At 72.4% G+C, this 20,017-nt stretch carries 12 protein-coding genes and 1 pseudogene; 6 read left to right on the top strand and 7 right to left on the bottom strand.

Going from position 1 to position 20,017, the window contains the following annotated elements; all coding sequences use genetic code 11:
* Positions 1-15: 15 nt before the first annotated feature.
* Positions 16-1,362 (bottom strand): metallophosphoesterase, encoded by a 1,347-nt coding sequence (locus DDQ41_RS15550; RefSeq protein WP_109295027.1) that lies wholly within the window; start codon positions 1,360-1,362, stop codon positions 16-18.
* A gap of 205 nt (positions 1,363-1,567) precedes the next feature.
* On the bottom strand, positions 1,568-2,680 hold the full coding sequence (locus tag DDQ41_RS15545; RefSeq protein WP_109295026.1) for a LacI family DNA-binding transcriptional regulator: 1,113 nt from the start codon (positions 2,678-2,680) through the stop codon (positions 1,568-1,570).
* A 443-nt stretch (positions 2,681-3,123) separates the two neighbouring features.
* Here DDQ41_RS15545 and hisC point away from each other — a divergent pair, with 443 nt between their 5' ends.
* From hisC to DDQ41_RS15520, 5 genes are all read left to right on the top strand, one after another.
* Entirely contained in the window at positions 3,124-4,203 is a 1,080-nt protein-coding gene (gene hisC / locus DDQ41_RS15540; RefSeq protein WP_109295025.1) for a histidinol-phosphate transaminase, read from the top strand.
* 851 nt (positions 4,204-5,054) lie between these two features.
* A complete protein-coding gene (locus DDQ41_RS15535) occupies positions 5,055-6,560 on the top strand; it encodes a cytochrome ubiquinol oxidase subunit I (RefSeq protein ID WP_109295024.1) in 1,506 nt (501 codons plus the stop codon).
* A gap of 23 nt (positions 6,561-6,583) precedes the next feature.
* The gene (cydB, locus tag DDQ41_RS15530) at positions 6,584-7,585 is read left to right on the top strand and encodes a cytochrome d ubiquinol oxidase subunit II (RefSeq protein WP_109295023.1); all 1,002 of its coding nucleotides are present in this window, start codon (positions 6,584-6,586) and stop codon (positions 7,583-7,585) included.
* 51 nt (positions 7,586-7,636) lie between these two features.
* Positions 7,637-11,494 carry a thiol reductant ABC exporter subunit CydD gene (gene cydD / locus DDQ41_RS15525; protein ID WP_262508473.1) on the top strand — a complete coding sequence of 1,286 codons (3,858 nt, stop codon included), beginning with the start codon at positions 7,637-7,639 and terminating at the stop codon, positions 11,492-11,494.
* A 347-nt stretch (positions 11,495-11,841) separates the two neighbouring features.
* Positions 11,842-12,894 (top strand): M23 family metallopeptidase, encoded by a 1,053-nt coding sequence (locus tag DDQ41_RS15520; protein WP_109295021.1) that lies wholly within the window; start codon positions 11,842-11,844, stop codon positions 12,892-12,894.
* A gap of 131 nt (positions 12,895-13,025) precedes the next feature.
* Here the strand turns inward: DDQ41_RS15520 and DDQ41_RS15515 are convergent, their stop codons facing one another.
* Positions 13,026-13,892 carry an HAD family hydrolase gene (locus DDQ41_RS15515; protein WP_109295020.1) on the bottom strand — a complete coding sequence of 289 codons (867 nt, stop codon included), beginning with the start codon at positions 13,890-13,892 and terminating at the stop codon, positions 13,026-13,028.
* 145 nt (positions 13,893-14,037) lie between these two features.
* Positions 14,038-14,495: pseudogene (locus DDQ41_RS32500) on the bottom strand (LLM class flavin-dependent oxidoreductase); the annotation flags it as partial.
* Positions 14,496-14,515: 20 nt separating this feature from the next.
* Between DDQ41_RS32500 and DDQ41_RS15505 the strand changes: the two are divergent.
* Positions 14,516-15,418 carry an LLM class flavin-dependent oxidoreductase gene (locus DDQ41_RS15505; RefSeq protein WP_109295019.1) on the top strand — a complete coding sequence of 301 codons (903 nt, stop codon included), beginning with the start codon at positions 14,516-14,518 and terminating at the stop codon, positions 15,416-15,418.
* Positions 15,419-16,176: 758 nt separating this feature from the next.
* Here the strand turns inward: DDQ41_RS15505 and DDQ41_RS15495 are convergent.
* From DDQ41_RS15495 to DDQ41_RS15485, 3 genes are all read right to left on the bottom strand, one after another.
* Positions 16,177-17,118 carry a MerR family transcriptional regulator gene (locus tag DDQ41_RS15495; protein ID WP_109295018.1) on the bottom strand — a complete coding sequence of 314 codons (942 nt, stop codon included), beginning with the start codon at positions 17,116-17,118 and terminating at the stop codon, positions 16,177-16,179.
* A gap of 139 nt (positions 17,119-17,257) precedes the next feature.
* Complete coding sequence (locus tag DDQ41_RS15490) at positions 17,258-19,042, bottom strand: SDR family oxidoreductase (protein WP_109295017.1); 1,785 nt, start codon at positions 19,040-19,042, stop codon at positions 17,258-17,260.
* Positions 19,039-19,920, bottom strand: coding sequence for a M24 family metallopeptidase (locus DDQ41_RS15485; RefSeq protein ID WP_109295016.1), 882 nt, complete (start codon positions 19,918-19,920; stop codon positions 19,039-19,041). Before DDQ41_RS15485 ends, DDQ41_RS15490 begins: the two co-directional genes overlap by 4 nt.
* Between the last annotated feature and the right edge of the window lie 97 nt (positions 19,921-20,017).

Here is a 20,017-nt window from a genome sequence, read left to right as displayed (position 1 = left end):
GCCGTGAGTATGGCCTCAAGCTTCCAGTGGCAGTTGGGCGACCAGCAGTCTTCCGGCCATGGTCACTCCGCCGTCCATGGCGACGGCCAGCCCGTCCGCGTACACATGCGGGCCCTCCACCAGCGGCTCCGAGTTCTCCTCACCGTCTGCGTCCTCGGCGCCGACCTCGCCGAGCAGGTAGGGGATGGGGCTGTGGCCGTGGACGACCCGGCCCCCACCGTAGGTGGCGAGCAGTTCCCTCACGGCCTGGGGGCCGTTGTCGTCGCGGAAGGCGAAGCGCTTGGTGAACTTGCGGAAGAGGTCCCAGCACTCGTCGGCGTCGTTGCGGTTGATGATCTCGTGGACGGTGTCGTTGACGTCCTCGATCGTGGTGCCGTAGTCGAGGTAGGCGGTCGTGTCGGAGTGCATCAGCAGATGCCCGTCCTCCTCCACCACCGCGTCAAGCCGGGACATCCACTGCAGATGGACGTCCTGGAGGCGGTCCATGTCGTTCTTCTGGCCTCCGTTGAGGAGCCACGCGGCCTGGAAGGTGGCGGTGCCGGCTCCCGAGTTGACGGGGGTGTCCCCGAAGCGCCTGGCGCCGATGATCAGCAGCTCGTGATTGCCCATCAGGGCCTTGCAGTAGCCGCCGGCCGCCGCGGCCTCGGCCGAGAGCCGCATGACGAGGTCGATGACGCCGATGCCGTCCGGGCCGCGGTCGGTGAAGTCGCCCAGGAACCACAGCCGGGTGTTGCCCGCCGACCAGTGGCCTTCGGAGTCGATGAGACCCTGGGCGGCGAGCGCGGCGACGAGTTCGTCCAGGTAGCCATGGACGTCCCCCACCACGTACAGCGGGCCGAGGCCCTCCGGGGCGGGCTGCTGTGCGGGGGCGGCGGCCACCAGGACGGTGTCGCCGCGGTTGACCACCGGCAGGTCGCGCTGGGTGGGGGTGTAGCCCTCGGGCGGTTCGTCGTCCGGGACGGCGTCGCCGGGGTGCACCCGCGGGGCCTGCGGGGCCTGCGGAACGGAGTCCCCGGTCCGGTCCGGGGCCGTCCCGGGGCCGCCGTCTGCCGCCTCGGCTGCCGGGGCCGGCCGGCCCGGGTCGTCCGCCTGGCCCGGGTCGTCCCCCCGGTCCGGGTCGTCCGCCTGGTCGGTGGCGTCCGCTCGGTCGGGGTCGTCCGAGCGGTCCGCGGGAGCCGGCTGCGGGGCGGACTCGCCGGGGAGGCGGGAAACCGGCTGGGGCACTGAGTCCTCCGGGTGCGCGAGCACGTACTCCTCGGAGCAGGGCTGCGACTGCACCGGAACCTGTGCGTACGGCGGGACACGGAAGTCGCGCAATGTCGCTGTACGCACCACGGGTCCCTGACCGGCCCCCTGAGTCATCGACCCCTCCACCACCGTCGCGCCGCCCTCACCGCCGGACCGGCCTGGTCGGGGACGGTCCTCGGTGTCGTGCGCCCATCATAGGAATGCGGATCGTGCTCTGTGACGCACCAGGGGTGCTGAATCCGGGTATTGCGGCGGTTCACCGGTCGTTTCGCCCTGATTGCACTGGTCTACCTGATCGCGCTGGTCTACGGGACGGCCCTCAGTCCTGGGAAGGGGACCGCGGGGCGCTCACCGTGGTGCGGGGAGAGCGCCGCTGCGACGACGTCCGGACGATGAGTTCGGTCGGTATCACCTGCTCGACCGGGCGTCCGCCGTCCACTCCCTCGATGGCGTCGATCAGCAGCTGGACCACGGCCGTGCCGATGCGACGCGGCTTGAGCGAGAGCGTGGTGATCGACGGGTCCGTGTTCGCGTACACGGTGGACTCGCTGCAGCAGACCAGCAGCAGGTCGTCGGGTACGCGCAGCCCGTAACGGCGCGCCGCGGCCAGCAGGTCCGTGCCGTTGGGGTCGAAGAGCCCGTACACCGCGTCGGGCCGGTCCGGGCGGGCGAGCAGCCGGTCGGCGGCGACCGCGCCGGCGCACGGGTCGTGGGCGGGGTACGCCTCGTAGACCGGATCCTGGCCGACGCGTTCGCACCAGCTGAGATAGGCGGTGGTGGAGAGCCGTGTGTAGGTGTCCGTGGTGGTGCCGGTGAGCAGGCCGATCCGGCGCGCGCCGCCGGCCGCCAGATGGTCGAGCAGCTCGAGCACGGCGGCCTCGTGGTCGTTGTCGACCCAGGCGGTGACGGGGAGGGTGCCCGCGGGACGGCCGTCGGAGACGACGGGCAGGCCCTGGCGGACGAGTTCTGTGACCACGGGGTCGTGGTCCGACGGGTCGATCACCACGGTGCCGTCGAGGGCGACATTGGACCAGACGTCGTGGCGCGAGGTGGCCGGGAGGATGACCAGCGCGTATCCGCGGGCGAGCGCGGCGGAGGTGGCGGCCCGGGCCATCTCAGCGAAGTACGCGAACTCCGTGAAGGTGAACGGCTCGTCCCCGTATGTCGTCACCGTGAGGCCGATGAGTCCGGACTTGCCGGTACGGAGCGTGCGGGCCGCTGCCGAGGGGCGGTAGCCCAGCCGGTCGGCGACCTCGCGGACATGGCGGCGGGTGGCGTCCGGGAGCCGGCCCTTTCCGTTCAGCGCGTCCGAGACGGTCGTGATGGAGACACCGGCCGCGGCCGCTACGTCCCGGATGCCGGCCCGGCTCTGCCGACTGCCCCGGCGTGATGTCTCCGTCCGGCTCACCTGGTGCTTCCCTGCTGCTGTCATGGCAGGCCGATAGTAGGGCGAGGCGGGCCGGTGGAGCCGGTCGCCTATGCAGGCACCGACAGGCACGTTTCTGCATGGCCATTAGTTGTTAATTGCCTTGGAATGCAAGGCGGTTGGGGTCGGTGGTGCTGGTCTTGGGGCTGTCGACCGGTGAGGACCTGCCAAATGGCTCAGGTATCGAAGCGGTCTCAACTCACTACTACGAGGGATGCGCGCCACGGAGTGAGCCACCGGCGCGCGGTGATCCGATATGCGCCCTCCATCACCTCGCCGCTAGTGCCCGGCGCTCCCGGTGAGCCCCGCGGTCCTGCCGGTCGCGCCCGGCCCGGACCCGGCCCCCGGCCGCGGCTCCCGTTCCCTCTCCCATTCGCAGGAGAGGGGAATCCTCATAGGGTGAGCAGCATTGGCAAGCCCCTGTGCACGACGGTCGAGGAGGACCCGCGGTGAGTGAGACGAGCCCCAAGCTGCGCGCCGAGCTGGACGGCATTCCCACCTACAAGCCCGGCAAGCCCGCCGCTGCCGGCGGACCGGTGGCGTTCAAGCTCTCCTCCAACGAGAACCCCTATCCGCCGCTGCCCGGGGTGATGGAGACCGTCGCCGCCGCCGCGGGCGACTTCAACCGGTACCCGGACATGGCCTGCACCGGACTGATGAACGAACTCGCCGACCGCTTCGCGGTGCCGGTGACGCACCTGGCGACCGGTACCGGCTCGGTGGGGGTCGCCCAGCAGCTGCTGCAGATCACGTCGGGCCCCGGTGACGAGGTCATCTACCCCTGGCGGTCCTTCGAGGCGTACCCGATCATCACCCGGATCAGCGGTGCCACCTCGGTTCCCGTGGCGCTGACCGCCGAGGACGTGCACGACCTCGACGCGATGGCGGACGCCGTCACCGACCGCACCCGGTTGGTCTTCGTCTGCAACCCGAACAACCCCACCGGCACGGTTGTGCGCCGGGAGGAGCTGGAACGGTTCCTCGACCGGGTCCCCTCCGATGTGCTGGTGGTACTGGACGAGGCGTACCGCGAGTTCATCCGCGACCCCGAGGTACCGGACGGCCTGGAGATCTACCGCTCCCGCCCGAACGTCGCGGTGCTGCGCACCTTCTCCAAGGCCTACGGCCTCGCCGGACTGAGGGTCGGCTTCGCCGTCGCCCACGAGCCCGTGGCGGCCGCGCTGCGCAAGACGGCCGTTCCGTTCGGTGTCAGCCAGGTCGCCCAGGACGCGGCGGTGGCCTCGCTGCGGGCGGAGGACGAACTGCTCGGCAGGGTCGGCTCGCTGGTCGCGGAACGGACACGGGTGTACGAGGGCCTGCGGAAGCAGGGCTGGACGGTGCCGCCGACCCAGGCGAACTTCGTCTGGCTGCGGCTGGGGGAGCGGGCGGCCGAGTTCGCCGCTGCCTGCGAGGCGGCCGGCGTGGTGGTGCGGCCGTTCCCGGGCGAAGGGGTGCGGGTCACCATCGGCGAGCACGAGGCGAACGACATCTTCCTGCACGCGGCCGAGGCGTTTCGCCAGGGCATGTAGGCGGGTCCGGCGCGGAGGCGGCGGCCGACGGTCCCCGGGACCGTCGGCCGCCGCCGGGCGCTCCGCTCGGACCGGGACCGGGAACGGGGCGCACGGCCGCAGCGCGGTCCGCACGCGTGGGTGGCCGTCGACGCGGCCCGGCCCGGCGCCCGGCCGGCACCCGGTCGACCCGACCCCGGTGTTCGACCTGCCGGGGGACGACGCACGGACCCGCCGGCCGGTGCCCGGCGCTGAGGGAGCCGAGGGAGCCGGGAGCCGAGGGAGCTGGGAGCCGAGGGAGCCGGGAGCCGAGGGAGCTGGGAGCCGAGGGAGCCGGCGCAGGTGCCGCAGGGGTGGGCGAGGGCACCACTGTCCGTCCGGAAAACGACGGTGCCCGATTCGGCCACCCGCAGGGCGCCCGGTGAGAGCCGGTGGGCCGGGTTCGGGGGGCCGGACGCCGACCCGGAGGGGGACGGTGGAGCAGCAGCCCCTTCGCCCGGAGCTGCGGGGTGGAAGCGAGCGGCAGTGCCTCCGCGGACCTGCCTCGTGGCTGGAAGTGCGGACGAACGCCCAGGTCAGCCGCCGTGTGGTCGGCAGGATTCGGGACCTCGGGCCGTGGATCCCCCCGCGTGCCGAGAGCCCTCGGGAAGGCGGCCATGCGGGTGAAGGGGCATGCTGACTGGTCGGTAACTTCTTGGGGTACCCCCGCCTGCATGTTCGGATTTCGCATGGCTCATAATTGCTTGTGAATGTGAACGCGTTCACAAGCGTGTCCGGAAGTTCGGCTATGTCGCGGTTCGAAAGGGCCGTACCGCCGTGCCGTGCACGACGAGAGCGCCGATGTGACCCAAGGCGATGTAAGGAGAGACGACGTGGACCTCGCCCTGGCGCCAGAGACACTGGCCCGCTGGCAGTTCGGCATCACCACCGTCTACCACTTCCTCTTCGTTCCCCTGACGATCTCCCTGGCGGCGCTGACGGCGGGTCTGCAGACGGCGTGGGTGCGCACGGGCAGGGAGAAGTACCTCAGGGCGACCAAGTTCTGGGGGAAGCTCTTCCTGATCAACATCGCCATGGGCGTCGTCACCGGCATCGTCCAGGAGTTCCAGTTCGGCATGAACTGGTCCGACTACTCGCGCTTCGTCGGTGATGTCTTCGGCGCCCCGCTCGCCTTCGAGGCGCTGATCGCGTTCTTCTTCGAGTCCACCTTCATCGGGCTGTGGATCTTCGGCTGGGACAAGCTCCCCAAGAAGATCCACCTCGCCTGTATATGGATGGTCTCCATCGGCACCATCCTCTCCGCGTACTTCATCCTGGCGGCCAACTCCTGGATGCAGCACCCCGTGGGGTACCGGATCAACCCGGAGAACGGACGCGCGGAACTCACCGACTTCTGGCTTGTGCTGACCCAGAACACCGCCCTCACCCAGGTCTTCCACACGCTCTCCGGCGCCTTCCTCACCGGCGGTGCCTTCATGGTCGGCATCGCCGCCTTCCACCTGATGCGCAGGAAGCACGTCCAGGTGATGAAGAGCTCGCTGCGGCTCGGACTCGTGACGGTCGCCGTCGCGGGCCTGCTGACGGCGGTCAGCGGCGATCTGCTCGGCAAGGTCATGTTCAAGCAGCAGCCGATGAAGATGGCCGCGGCCGAGGCGCTCTGGGACGGCGAGAGCCCGGCGCCCTTCTCCGTGTTCGCCTACGGCGACGTGGACAAGGGCCACAACAAGGTCGCCATCGAGATCCCCGGCCTGCTGTCGTTCCTGGCGAACGACGACTTCACGTCCTACGTGCCCGGCATCAACGACACCAACAGGGCGGAGCAGGAGAAGTACGGCCCCGGCGACTACCGGCCCAACATCCCGGTCACCTACTGGGGCTTCCGCTGGATGATCGGCTTCGGTATGACGTCGTTCGCCGTCGGTCTGGCCGGGCTCTGGCTGACCCGGAAGAAGTTCATGCTGCCGCCGTCGTCGAGGGCCGGCGAGGACGACGTGCCCCATGTGGTGCTGTTCCGGAAGCCGCTCGGGCCGAGGCTCACCCGGCTGTACTGGCTCGCGGCCCTCTGGACGCTCGGCTTCCCCCTGATCGCCAACTCCTGGGGATGGATCTTCACGGAGATGGGGCGGCAGCCCTGGGTCGTGTACGGCGTGCTGCGGACCCGGGACGCCGTCTCCCCCGGCGTCACCCAGGCCGAGGTGCTGACGTCGATGATCGTCTTCACGCTCATCTACGCGATCCTCGCCGTCATCGAGGTCAAGCTGCTGGTCAAGTACGTCAAGGCCGGACCCCCCGAGCTCACCGAAGCCGACCTCAATCCGCCCACCAGGATCGGCGGCGACGACCGCGACGCCGACCGGCCGATGGCCTTCTCCTACTGAGACCGATGACTGGGATCTGAGGCATGGAACTCCACGACGTCTGGTTCGTACTCATCGCCGTCCTGTGGACCGGCTACTTCTTCCTCGAGGGCTTCGACTTCGGGGTGGGTGTCCTGACGAAGCTGCTCGCCCGCGACCGGGCCGAGAAGCGCGTCCTCATCAATACGATCGGCCCGGTCTGGGACGGCAACGAGGTGTGGCTGCTGACGGCGGGCGGTGCGACGTTCGCCGCCTTCCCGGAGTGGTACGCCACCCTCTTCTCGGGCTTCTACCTGCCGCTGCTGCTCATCCTGGTCTGCCTGATCGTCCGCGGTGTCGCGTTCGAGTACCGGGCCAAGCGGCCGGAGGAGCGCTGGCAGCGCAACTGGGAGGAGGCCGTCTTCTGGACTTCGCTCATCCCGGCGTTCCTGTGGGGCGTGGCCTTCGGGAACATCGTGCGCGGCGTGAAGATCGACCAGGAGATGGAGTACGTCGGCACGCTCGGGGACCTGCTGAACCCGTACGCGATCCTGGGCGGCCTGGTGACCCTGGCGCTCTTCACCTTCCACGGGACGGTGTTCACGGCGCTGAAGACGGTGGGGGACATCAGGGAGCGCGCCAGGAGGCTCGCCAGGAACCTCGGAGTGGTCACGGCCGTGCTGGCACTCGGCTTTCTGGGCTGGACGCAGGCGGAGAAGGGCGACGGCACCAGCCTGGTCGCCGCGACCGTCGCGGTGCTGGCGCTGGTCGCCGCGCTCGGAGCGAACCGGGCCGGGCGCGAGGGCTGGGCCTTCGCCCTGTCGGGCGTCACCATCGTGGCCGCGGTGGCGATGCTGTTCCTGACCCTCTTCCCGAACGTGATGCCGTCGTCGCTCGACGAGGCGTGGAGTCTGACGGTCACCAACGCGTCGTCGAGCCCCTACACCCTGAAGATCATGACCTGGTGCGCCGGGATCGCGACACCCATGGTGCTGCTGTATCAGGGCTGGACCTACTGGGTGTTCCGGAAGCGGATCGGCACACAGCACATCGCCGATCCGCACTGAGGCCGGAACTCCAACGGGACCACCCGGTCCCTCGACCAAGGGATGTTTCACGTGAAACCCGTCGACCCGCGGCTGCTCCGGTACGCCCGGGCCACCCGCCTCTTCCTGGCGGCCGTGGTGGCGCTCGGCCTCGCGGGGGCGGCGCTGGTCGTCGCCCAGGCGATGCTCATCGCCGACGTGGTGGTCGGCGCCTTCCAGCGCGGGCTGGACACCGACGGGCTGTGGACGCCGCTGGTGCTGCTGGCCGTCGTCGCCGCCGGGCGCGGGCTGGTGACCTGGCTCACCGAACTGGCCGCCCACCGGGCGAGTGCGGCGGTCAAGTCGGAGCTGCGCCGGCGTGTGCTGGAGCGGGCCGCGGAGCTGGGGCCGGGGTGGCTGAGCGGGCAGCGGAGCGGTTCCCTTGCCGCGCTCGCCACCCGGGGGGTGGACGCGCTCGACGACTACTTCGCCCGCTATCTGCCGCAGTTGGGACTGGCGGTGGTCGTCCCGGTCGCGGTGCTGGCCCGGATCGTCACCGAGGACTGGGTGTCGGCGGCGGTGATCGTGGTCACCCTGCCGCTGATCCCGATCTTCATGGTGCTGATCGGCTGGGCCACGGAAGCCCGGATGAACCGTCAGTGGACCCTGTTGTCGCGGCTGTCCGGGCACTTTCTGGACGTGGTCGCTGGGCTGCCCACGCTGAAGGTGTTCGGGCGGGCGAAGGCCCAGGCCGAGGCGATCCGCAAGATCACCTCGGAGTACCGGCGGGCGACGCTGAGGACCCTGAGGATCGCCTTCCTGTCCTCCTTCGCCCTGGAGTTGCTGTCGACGCTCTCCGTGGCGCTGGTGGCGGTCGGCATCGGCATGCGGCTTGTGCACGGCGATCTGGATCTCCACACCGGGCTCGTCGTGCTGATCCTCGCCCCCGAGGCCTATCTGCCGTTGCGGCAGGTCGGAGCGCAGTACCACGCCGCGGCGGAGGGGCTGGCGGCGGCGGAGGAGATCTTCCGGGTGCTGGAGACCCCGGCCCGGGCCGACGGCACGACGCCGGCGCCCGGCGCCCGGGGAGTGCGGCTGGAACTGGACTCCGTGACGGTACGGCACCGGGGCCGTGCCGTGCCCTCGCTGGACGCCGCGTCGCTGACGGTGGAGCACGGTGAGACCGTCGCACTGGTGGGCCCGAGCGGCGTCGGAAAGTCGACGCTGCTCGATGCCGTACTGGGCTTCGCCGCACCGGACGAAGGCACGGTCCGGGTGGGTGCCCCGGGGGAGAGCCCGGTGGACCTGGCCTCCGTGGACCGGGCGGCCTGGCACCGCCAGATCGCCTGGGTGCCGCAGCGGCCCTACATCTTCGCGGGGACGATCGCGGAGAACGTGCGGCTCGCACGGCAGGACGCGGATGACGCTGAGGTCCTGGCGGCGCTCCGGGAGGCCGGCGCGGCGGACTTCACGGCCGCGCTGCCGCAGGGGGTGGAGACGGTCCTCGGTGAGGACGGGGCGGGGCTGTCCGCCGGTCAGCGCCAGCGGATCGCGCTCGCCCGGGCCTTCCTCGCCGACCGGCCGCTGCTGCTGCTCGACGAGCCCACCGCGGCGCTGGACGGGGAGACCGAAGCCGGCATCGTGGACGCGGTGCGGAGGCTGGCCCGCGGCAGGACGGTGCTGCTCGTCGTCCACCGGCCCGCGCTGCTGACCGTGGCCGACCGCGTGGTCGAACTGGGCCCGGTCCGGCAGGCTCCCCCCGGTGGGGAGAAGCCCGGGCCCCGCGCCCCCGCCCGGATTCCCCGGCCTCCGGCCTCGCCCGACCGCCTCCGCCGGGCTCCGGCCTCGCCCGACCGCCTCCGCCGGGCTCCGGTCGACATCGCGTCCGCCGAGCCCCCGGGCGGCCCGGAACTCCCCGCCACCTACGCCGCCACCGACGCCGCCCTCGACTCCGTACACCGGACCGCCGCCGCTGCGTCCGACCGGAAGGGCGCCAGGGTGCTCGCGCGGGTGCGGAAGGCGTCCGGGGCGCACCGCGGCCGCCTCCGCCGGGCTCCGGTCGACATCGCGTCCGCCGAGCCCCCGGGCGGCCCGGAACTCCCCGCCACCTACGCCGCCACCGACGCCGCCCTCGACTCCGTGCACCGGACCGCCGCCGCTGCGTCCGACCGGAAGGGCGCCAGGGTGCTCGCGCGGGTGCGGAAGGCGTCCGGGGCGCACCGCGGCCGCCTGGCGACGGCGCTGCTGCTCGGGAGCCTGGCCCTGGGGTCCGCCGTGGGCCTCCTGGCGGTGTCGGGATGGCTGATCTCCCGGGCGTCCGAGCAGCCGCCCGTGCTCCATCTGATGGTTGCCGTCACGGCGACGCGGGCTTTCGGGATCGGACGCGCGGTCTTCCGCTACACCGAGCGGCTCGTCTCGCACGACGCCGTGCTGAGGATGCTGGCCGAGCTGAGAGTCGGCGTGTACCGCCGGCTGGAGCGGATCGCGCCCGCCGGGCTGAGCCGCACCCGCCGGGGTGATCTGCTGTCCCGGCTCGTCGCGGACGTGGACGCCCTCCAGGACTACTGGCTGCGCTGGCTGCTGCCGGCCGGCGCGGCTCTCGTCGTCGGGGCGGCCTCCGTCGGTTTCACCGCGTGGCTGCTTCCCGAGGCGGGCGCCGTGCTGGCCGTGGGACTGCTCACCGCCGGGGTGGCCGTACCCGTGCTGAGCGGGGCCGTCGCACGGCGGTCCGAGCGGCGGCTCGCCCCGGCTCGGGGGGCGCTCACCACCCAGGTCGTCGACCTGCTCAGGGGCACCGCGGAACTGACCGTCACCGGGGCGCTCGCCCGGCGGGCGGCGGCAGTGCGGGAGGCAGACCGCACCCTGACGCGGATCGCCGGGCGCACCGCCACCGCCACCGCGCTCGGCGGTGGGCTGTCGGCCGTGGCCTGCGGCCTCACCGTCGCCTTCGCGGCGTACGCGGGCGTCGCCGCCGTGCACTCGGGCCGGATCGAAGGAGTCGAACTCGCCGTCGTCGTCCTCGCACCGCTCGCCGCCTTCGAGGCCGTCGTGGGGCTGCCCTCGGCGGTGCAGTACCGGCAGCGGGCAAGGCGCAGTGCCCAGCGGGTCTTCGAGGTGCTCGACACCCCGGTGCCGGTAGGCGAGCCCCCGCGGCCCGCCCCCGCGCCCGCCTCCACCTTCCCCCTGGAGGTCCGGGGGCTCACGGTCCGCCATGCCGGCGGGGGCCGGGACGCCCTCTCCGGGTTCGACCTGACGCTCACGGCCGGCAGGCGCGTCGCCGTCGTCGGCGCCTCGGGCTCCGGCAAGACCACGCTCGCCCAGGCCCTGCTGCGCTTCGTGGACGCCCGGGCCGGGACGTACACCATCGGCGGGACGGACGCGACCTCGCTCGACGGGGACACGGTCCGCCGCCGCGTCGGACTCTGCGCCCAGGACGCCCATCTCTTCGACAGCTCGATCAGGGAGAACCTGCGCCTGGCCCGGACCGATGCCTCCGAGGAGGAACTGCGCGCGGCCCTGGCCTCCGCCCGGCTGCTGGAGTGGGCCGACAGTCTCCCCGACGGGCTCGACACCCTCGTCGGTGAGCACGGTGCCCGGCTCTCCGGCGGTCAGCGCCAGCGTCTGGCCCTGGCCCGCGCGCTGCTCGCCGACTTCCCGGTGCTGCTGCTCGACGAGCCGGCCGAGCATCTGGACCTCGCCACGGCCGACGCGCTGACAGCGGACCTGCTGGCCGCGACCGAGGGCCGTACGACGGTTCTGATCACCCATCGGCTCCGGGGTCTCCACGAGGTCGACGAGGTGCTCGTGCTGGACGGGGGCCGCACCGTGCAGCGCGGGCCCTTCGCGGAGCTTGCGGTGGCGGAGGGCCCGCTGCGCCTCATGCTGGAGCGGGAGCGTGCCGCCGACCTCCTCGGAGAGCGGCGCGGGGAGCCCGCCCTCCGCACCGGGTAGGACCAAGCGCCTGGGGCGCGGCGCGGCGCCCGGGCAGCCGGAGTCCCGGGGGCCGGTGCCGGCAGACACCGTGGAGCCCGCGGACCCGCCGGAGCCGCGCCGGCCGCGCCGGCCGCGCCACCGGCTCCGGCACGGCACTGCACGGCGGAGGGCGAGCCGGCGGAGCTGTGGCCCGGTGGTCGTCCGACATCCCGTCAGAAGCCGGCGGCGCATGCCGAGCAGGGCCGAGGCGGTGCTTGCCGGCAGGTTGCACGAGATGTGCGGGGCATTGCGCCGACTGGGCCGGATGGCCGAATGAAACATGCTAAATGTGGCAAAGCACCCATGGCGGATGTGACGATCCGGGCATGGGACACCGACAACGCGACTGCCACCGGCGGCTGTTCAGGCCATTGCCGTGCGCGCTGCTGGTCGCCTTCGCGCTCCTTCCCGCACCCGCCGCGTCCGCGAACGACGGCCCCGGAGTGAGCGTGCAGGTCGCTCAGTTGCTCGAGGAGGTGTCCAAGGCCACCGCCACGTACGAGCGTGGGCTCCAGGCGTCCGTCGCCGAGCGCGCCCGGGTCGACCAGTTGCAGTGGCAGCTCGCCGACCGACGGCGTGAGGTGCGGAGGACGCATGACAAGCTCGGCGCGGTGGCCAGGGCCCAGTACCGCAGCGGGGGGAACCTTGCGCCCACCCTGGAGCTGATGTTCGCCTCCGACCCCGAGGAACTGCTGCGCGGGCAGCGGATTTACGCGAGGGCCACGGCGACGGTGAACCGGCTGCTGGAGGAGGCCCGCGAGGCCGAGCACCTGACGTCCGTGGCGGAGGAGAAGGCCCGTGAGGCCTGGTACCGCCTGGACGCCCGTACGGCGGAGCTGGCGCGGATCAAACGGGGAATCGAGACCAAGCTCGACGCTGCGCGATGGTCACTACAGGCCCAGGCGGACCGGAGCGCGGCCTCCGGCCGGTGCCCGGGCTCGGTCCCGCTGCCGCAGACGGACTTCCCCGAGGGCTCGGCCTGGGTCACGCCCGTACAGCGCTACACGCTGTCCGCGGGCTTCGACAGCGCCGGAACCCGCTGGGCGAACCGCCACACCGGACAGGACTTCGCCGTCGGGATCGGCAGCCCGGTGCGTTCGATCGGCGCCGGCCGGGTGGTGTCGGTCTCCTGCGGAGGCGGCTTCGGTATGCAGATCGTCGTCCAGCACAACGACGGCTGGTACTCGCAGTACGCGCACCTCGCCTCGGTCACGGTGGACCAGGGCGACCGGGTCCGCACCGGGCAGTGGCTCGGCCAGGCGGGCACCACGGGCAACTCGACCGGTCCCCATCTCCACTTCGAGGTGCGGCTCACCCCGGACTTCGGTTCGGCGGTGGATCCGGTGAGCTGGCTGCGCAACCGCGGAGTCTGGCTCTGACCGGGCGGCCGCCGCCCGGACGGGGCGCTTCCCCGGGAGTGCCGCGGCTCGGTGACCGCCACTCGGTGACCGCGATCCGCCTACGGCGAGTCGGTGAGCCCGGCACCGCGGCTGCGACCGCGACCGCGGCCCTACGACCGCGGCCGGGATCCCTGTGCGGCCAGAATCCGCTCGATGACCACCGCTACACCGTCGTCGTTGTTCGCCACCGTCCGGCCGGACGCGGCGGCAACCACATCGGGGTGGGCGTTGCCCATGGCGAACGAGGTGCCCGCCCAGGTGAGCATCTCCACGTCGTTCGGCATGTCGCCGAAGGCCACGACCTCGTCCGGCGAGATGCCGCGTTCCGCGCAGCACAGGGCGAGTGTCGAGGCCTTGGAGACTCCGGGGCCGCTCACCTCCAGCAGCGCGGTCGGGCTGGAGCGGGTGATCGCGGCCAGCTCGCCGGCGGCCGTTCGGGCCAGGGTGAGGAAGCCGTCCGGTGCCAGCTCGCCATGCTGGGCGAGCAGCTTCAGCACCGGGGCCGCGGACCCCGGCCCATCCTCGTGCAGCAGTTTCTCGGCGATCGCGACCGTGGCGCCGGGATCGAGGTGGAAGGGCGGGTAACCGGGTTCGTAGTGGATTCCCGTGGCGGTCTCGACCGCGAACGAGGTGCCCGGCGCGGCGCCGCGCAGCCGCTGCACGACGTCGAGCGCGGTGACCCGCTCCAGCGGGCGGACTTCCAGCAGTCTCCCGCCGGAGTGCAGGTCGACCACCGCCGCGCCGTTGGCGCAGATCGCCAGCCCGTGACCGTGCACATGGTCGCTGACGACACCCATCCAGCGCGCCGGGCGGCCGGTGACGAAGAAGACCTCGATCCCCGCTTCCTCCGCGGCGGCGAGTGCGGCCACGGTGCGCCCCGAGACGGACTTGTCGTCGTGCAGCAGGGTGCCGTCGAGATCGGTGGCGATCATCCGGACGGTCGGGGGAAGCGGCAGGGGATCGGTAGCTGAGGTCACCTAGGCATTCTCCCGTACCTCTCGCACGACCGTGCGGAAGGTCGCACATCTGAGTGGCCGACCGCCTACTCCCCGTGGGCAGGATGTCGCTGGCCGCCGGGCACCAGCCCGGCCGGGACACGACCTCGGTGGCGATCCGCTCGAAATCGGTGGCGATCCGCTCGAAAACTTCCTGGTCGGCGAGGAAGACGGAGTCCCGGACGGGCCGGCGGACGACGAACCCGGTGAAGCCGAACTCCGCGTGCCGGCCGGCGAAGTCCACGAACGCCTCCGGGGATTCCGGCGGGCGCCCCCGCCGGGACGCGGTCAGCGCCGGGTCGAAGTCCGGGGGTGAAACCGGCCTGCGTGATCCGGTCGAACTCCGAGGAGTCCCGGCCGGACTCGGCACAGGCCTCGCCGAGCTTGGCGATCTGCCCGGCCGCGCCCTCGGCCGACTGCTCGGGTGCCCGCCTCGAAGAGCTTCGGATCGCCCGTCGTCACCCCTGCCTGCCCGTAGCGGGCGGCGAGCGCCAGACCGCGGGGCCCGGTGGCGGCGACCGCGAACGGGAGCCGGGGCCGCTGCGCGCAGCCGGGCACGTTGCCTGCCTCCCGACGGGACGTGAACCCGACGTAGGCTCGGTGGCATGAGCCTGCGCCTGAGTACCGTGATCCTTCCCGTCGACCGCTGGCACGCGGGAGGCCGAGCGAAGTGGCGGCGCGCCGAGGAACTCGGCTTCCACGCCGCGTACACGTACGACCACCTCTCCTGGCGCAGCTTCCGCGACGGCCCCTGGTTCGGTGCCCTGCCCACCCTTACCGCCGCCGCCACGGCCACGGACCGCCTGCGCCTGGGCACCCTCGTCACGTCGCCCAACTTCAGGCATCCGGTGACGCTCGCCAAGGAGCTGATCTCGCTCGACGACATCTCCGGTGGCCGGGTCACCCTCGGTATCGGCGCCGGCGGCAACGGCTTCGACGCCACCGCGCTCGGCCAGGAGGCGTGGACGCCGAAGGAGCGGGCGGACCGGTTCGGCGAGTTCGTGCCGCTGCTCGACCGGCTGCTCACCGAGGGCGCGGTCTCGCAGCGCGGCACCTTCTACTCGGCCGAGGAGGCCCGGAACATCCCCGGCTGCGTGCAGCGGACCCGGTTGTCGTTCGCGGTGGCGGCGACCGGACCGCGCGGCCTGAAGCTGGCCGCCCGCCACGGGCAGGCGTGGGTGACGACCGGCGACCCGAAGCTGTACGAGGCCGGGACCCCGGAGCAGTCGGTCGAGGCCCTTCGGGGCCAGGTCGAGAAGCTTGGCAAGGCGTGCGCGGAGACCGGCCGGGACGTGGCCGAACTCGACAAGATCCTGCTCCACGGCTTCACCCCCGACCGGAACAGGCCGCTGGAGTCCGTGGACGCCTTCGTCGACTTCGCCGGCCGCCACCGAGAACTCGGCTTCACCGAGATCGTGATCCACTGGCCCATCCCCGACTCGGACTTTGCCGCCGACCAGGCAGTCTTCGAGCAGATCGCCACCGAGGCAATCGCACAACTCGGCTAGCGGCTGCGCTGCCGGAAGGAAGGCCGGGCCCCGGCAGCCACCACGTGCCGACGCCGTGTTTCCTGGCACGCACGGTTGACGTGGAATCGCACGAGATCCCGCAGAGAGCCGGGGCCGCGGACTGTCCCCTGTGCGGCCCCGACCGGCCCGGCATGGTGCAGATGGGGCCGGCCCCGGGCAGCTGCTGACCCCGGGAGCCGGACCGCCCGGTCTCCCCGATGCCCGCCGCGGGCGTCCTGGGACGTCTGCGATGCGCGCCGCTGCAGGGCGGACGCGTGCCCGCCCTTGCACCTGCGCCCCGGAGCGGGTGCCCACCCGGCCGGGGGACTGCGGCCGAACCCGGACCCACGCCGCCCCGGCCGGGGTACTGCGGCCGCGCCCCACCCGGACCCACGCCGCCGACGACACGGCGGGAGACGGGCCGTGTTCGGCTGCACCTGCGCCCCGGATCTCCCTGCCGGGTGCCCGCACCGTCAGCCCGCCGTTCGCGGCCGCGGCTCGGAGCAGCCCCCCGATCGTGACCCGGCCGTGGCGTCCAGGGCGATCCCGATGCGCTCCGGCTGATGCCGGAGGTGTCTCGCGAGGTGCTTCGGCGCCTTTGCGGTGCGGCGGCCGTGCGTGCCCTCAGAGTGCCGCCGGAGGGCGGCTCGCCGCCACGCGGAATTCGTCCGGGTGAAAGGCTCCGGAATGTTTGATCCACAACCAACGCGACTTATCCACAGGTGAATTGGCAAATCTGTGGACAACTGTGCGGCTATTCAGCTGTTTTGATCAACAATGCCTGCATTGCCCACTTTTGTGACCATTGCGTCCAATGTTCTTTTCCGCAGCTCCCGTTCAGCGGCAGCGGCGATGAACGGCGCGGTGTGCTCGGGGCCAACAAGGCTCTCCACGGCGGCAACCGTCTCCCCGGGAAGAGCGATCCGGCGCCGGCCGCCCTCGACTGCAGGCGGGCTCTCGGCGCCGAGGTGGTACCGCAGGTGCCGCGTGGCCAGAAGGCTCATGGCGCGCGCCAGTTCGGCGTCGACGGTCTGCCGGGCGAGTGGCCGCAGCCGCCGCACCATCGACGCCGCCTCCACCGCCTCCGCGTCCGTCGGCGGCCGATGGCCGAGATAGCGCGCGAAGACATGGCGGGTGGTGAACTCCAGGAAACTCGAGGCGATATGTTCCACCTGTCCGCGAAGTTCCCTCAGCTGGCCGGTGATGGCCCCAAGCGGCACCCCGGCGGTGTACAACTCCGCCGCCACGGCCAGCTCCTGGGGGCTCCGCACCAGAAACTCGTCGTCCCTGCCGGGAACACGCTCCAGCACACCGAGTTCCACCGCCTCGGTGATCGCCCCCTCGTCGGGCTCGCCCCCGAAGGCCGCTTCCAGTTCGGCCCGGCTGACCCGGTCGGCCTTCTCGTCGGTCCATGGGCCGTGCACCTCGGCGACGAGTCCCAGCACCCCGCCCAGACCCCGCCCCGCGTCCCAGGCATCCAGGAGTTCCCTGATCGACGCAAGGGTGTACCCGCGGTCGAGGAGGTCCGCGATCTGGCGCAGCCTGGCCAGATGGGACTCCCCGTACACGTTGGACCTGCCGCGCCGCGCCGGTCTGGGCAGCAGCCCGCGGTCCTGGTAGGCGCGGATCGTCCGGACCGTCGCCCCGCTCCGATGGGCGAGGTCCTCGATCCGGTACTCCACCGATGGCGTCCCGGACACGGCCGCTCCTCACTGCTTACGACACGACACGACACGACACGACACGACACGACACGACACGGCAACCGCACCGGCCGGGGCCGTACCCGATGGGCGCCCCGGCCCGGGGGCCGACGCGGCGCGATCGCATCGTGACCGCTCACAGCGGAGGTTCCAACCGGGCTATCGCCCGCAGTGCGCCGGGCATGAGCCGGGACAGCAGCCGGGCACCACGGGCCTCCGGGGTGACCGGCACCACCGCCCGGTCGTCCAGGACGGCGCGCAGGATCGCCCCGGCGACCTTCTCCGGTGGGTAGTTGCGCATCGCGTACAGCTTCGACGCCCTCCGCCGCCGGCGCTTCTCCTCCTCCCCGGAGACTCCGGCGAAGCGGGCCGTGGCGGTGATGCCGGTGTTCACGATGCCGGGGCAGACCGCCGAGACGCCGATGCCCCGCCCGGCCAGCTCCGCACGCAGGCACTCGCTCAGCATCAGGACCGCGGCCTTCGAGGTCGCGTAGGCGGGCAGGATCCTGGACGGCTGGTAGGCGGCCGCGGAGGCCGTGTTGACGATATGGCCGCCCTGGCCCCGCTCGGCCATCTGCCCGCCGAAGAGCCGGCAGCCGTGCACGACCCCCCACAGATTGACGTCGAGCACCCTGCGCCAGTCGTCGGTTGTGGTGTCCAGGAACGGACCGGAGAGGCCTGTGCCCGCGTTGTTCACGAGCACGTCCACCACGCCGTGCTCGCCCGCGACCTTCTCGGCGAGCTTCTCCATCGCCGCCTCGTCGGCCACGTCGACGGTCTCCGCCCATGCCCCGGGAGCGCCGATCAGCCGCGCCATCTCGGCCGTCCTGGCAGCGCCCTCGCCGTCCCGGTCCACCGCGACCACACGTGCACCGGCCTCGGCGAAGGCGAAGGCCGTCGCCCGGCCGATGCCGCCCGCCGCTCCCGTCACCAGCACCAACTGCCCGCCGAACCGCTCCGCGTACGGCCCCCGAGCCCCTGACGCGGACACGGGCCGGTAACCGCCGGAGGCGCTCGCCTCCTCATGGGCGGTCACGAACCCGGAGATCCATGAGGCGAGTTGGTCGGGTCGGGTGCGGGGCACCCAGTGCTTGGCCGGAAGCGTGCGGCGCTCCAGGCGCGGGGCCCACAGCGCCAGATCGTCGTAGAGCCGCGCGGACAGGAACCTGTCTCCGGTGGGCGTGATCAGCTGCACGGGCACATGCGCGTACGCGTCGGAGCGGGGGTGCGCCAGGCGGAAGCGGACGTTGTCCCGGTAGAGCCAGGCTCCGTGCGCCGCGTCCGAGGGCAGCGACGCGGTCGGGTAGTCACCGGCCGGCACCTTCTCCACCCGCTCCAGGAGCCCGGGCCACCGCCGGCCCAGCGGCCCCCGCCAGGCCAGCTCGGGCAGCGCCGGAAGGTGCAGCGCGGAGACGTACCAGGATCTCGCGCCCTGGCCGAGGAGCTGGGCCACCCGGCGCGGGGTGGGCCGGGCCGCGCGTTTCCTGATCCAGTGGCCCAGGTGGTCGAGCGACGGGCCCGAGACGGAGGTGAACGAGGCGATCCGCCCCTCGGTCCGCCGCACCGTGGCGAACTCCCAGGACTGCACCGAACCCCAGTCGTGGCCGACCAGGTGGACCGGCCGGTCCGGGCTGACCGCGTCCGCCACCGCCAGGAAGTCGTCAGTCAGCTTCTCCAGGGTGAAGCCCCCGCGCAGCGGCACCGGGGCCGTGGAGCGGCCGTGGCCCCGGACGTCGTACAGCACCACATGGAACCGGGCCGCCAGCCGGGACGCGACCTCGGACCACACCTCCTTGCTGTCCGGGTAGCCGTGCACCAGCACGACGGCCGGCTGCCGCGCGTCACCCAGTTCCGCCACGCACAGCTCGACCCCGCCGGTGCGCACCCGCCGCTCGCGCGCCCCCTCGATCCCCGTGCTCATGCCGCATCCTCCTCGGCCCAGCGCCGCACGTGCGGCAGTTCGTCGTCCAGCCAGAACGCCCTCTGCTCCCGGTCCTCCGAGTCCGTGACCACCAGGATCTCCCCGAACTTCGCGCCCGTCCCGTGGAAGCCGAGATGGGGCTCCACGGCCCAGAGTCCCGGCCCCGGCGGATGGTCCGGGAGGCGGTACGGCGACCACGGGGGCGACCCGCCGTCGCGGCGGCCGTGCAGCGCGTGGTCCGCCAGGCCCCTCAACGGCTGAGTGCCGGACCCGAGCAGCGTGCCGGACCCGAGCAGCGTGCCGGACCCGAGCGGCGCCCGGGTCCGGCGCCGCCCCGCCCGGCCGGCCCTGCGCGCGACGACGCCGAAGGGGTGCGCCCGGTGCCGGCCGGTGTAGCCCTGGCGCACCATCAGGCGGTGCACGTCCTCGTGGATCCCCTTCGGCGAGCGGCGCTCGCGCATCCCGCGCAGCACGAGGTCCCGGTGTGCCCGGAGGTCCGCGAGGAGCCGGTCGTGCAGGGGGTGCGGCCCGAGGCAGCCCGAATAGCCGGCGTCGGCGGTGAAGCCGTGGCGAACCGGCGCCATGTCGAGGATGAAGGGCATACCCGGCTCCAGCCTCCGGTCGGAGGGAAGGAACCGCAGCGGTGTCCGGAAGCCCGCGAACGCCGTGCGGTCGCCGAACCAGGCGAAGGGCGGATGGAACCAGTCCCGCACCCCGCGGCCGTGCAGCCAGCGGCGCTGCATCCGGGCCGCCTCCCGCTCGGTCACCCCCGGCCTCAGCTGGGCAGCGACCGCCTCCGCGCACTCGTAGGCCAGGCGCTGCACGTCCCGGAACCCCCGCAGCTCCGCCGTTCGTACGCTCGCCACTGCCGAGGTCATGCCACCGTCCCGTCCGGATCCGACGCGGTACGTCCCTGGGTGTGCACGGTACGTGCCCGTAACGTGACACTGATGAATGTGACAATGCCCGACGGCT

This window comes from Streptomyces spongiicola (genome assembly GCF_003122365.1).
GTDB classification, from domain to species: domain Bacteria; phylum Actinomycetota; class Actinomycetes; order Streptomycetales; family Streptomycetaceae; genus Streptomyces; species Streptomyces spongiicola.
This window is presented reverse-complemented; position numbering and strand designations above follow the sequence as displayed.

Bases quoted from the DNA above. Each gene is read 5' to 3' on its own strand.
- DDQ41_RS15490 (WP_109295017.1), bottom strand. From the start codon at position 19,042: ATGAGCACGGGGATCGAGGGGGCGCGCGAGCGGCGGGTGCGCACCGGC.
- DDQ41_RS15550 (WP_109295027.1), bottom strand. From the start codon at position 1,362: ATGACTCAGGGGGCCGGTCAGGGACCCGTGGTGCGTACAGCGACATTG.
- DDQ41_RS15485 (WP_109295016.1), bottom strand. From the start codon at position 19,920: ATGACCTCGGCAGTGGCGAGCGTACGAACGGCGGAGCTGCGGGGGTTC.
- DDQ41_RS15545 (WP_109295026.1), bottom strand. From the start codon at position 2,680: ATGACAGCAGCAGGGAAGCACCAGGTGAGCCGGACGGAGACATCACGC.
- cydB (WP_109295023.1), top strand. From the start codon at position 6,584: ATGGAACTCCACGACGTCTGGTTCGTACTCATCGCCGTCCTGTGGACC.
- DDQ41_RS15505 (WP_109295019.1), top strand. From the start codon at position 14,516: ATGAGCCTGCGCCTGAGTACCGTGATCCTTCCCGTCGACCGCTGGCAC.
- DDQ41_RS15520 (WP_109295021.1), top strand. From the start codon at position 11,842: ATGGGACACCGACAACGCGACTGCCACCGGCGGCTGTTCAGGCCATTG.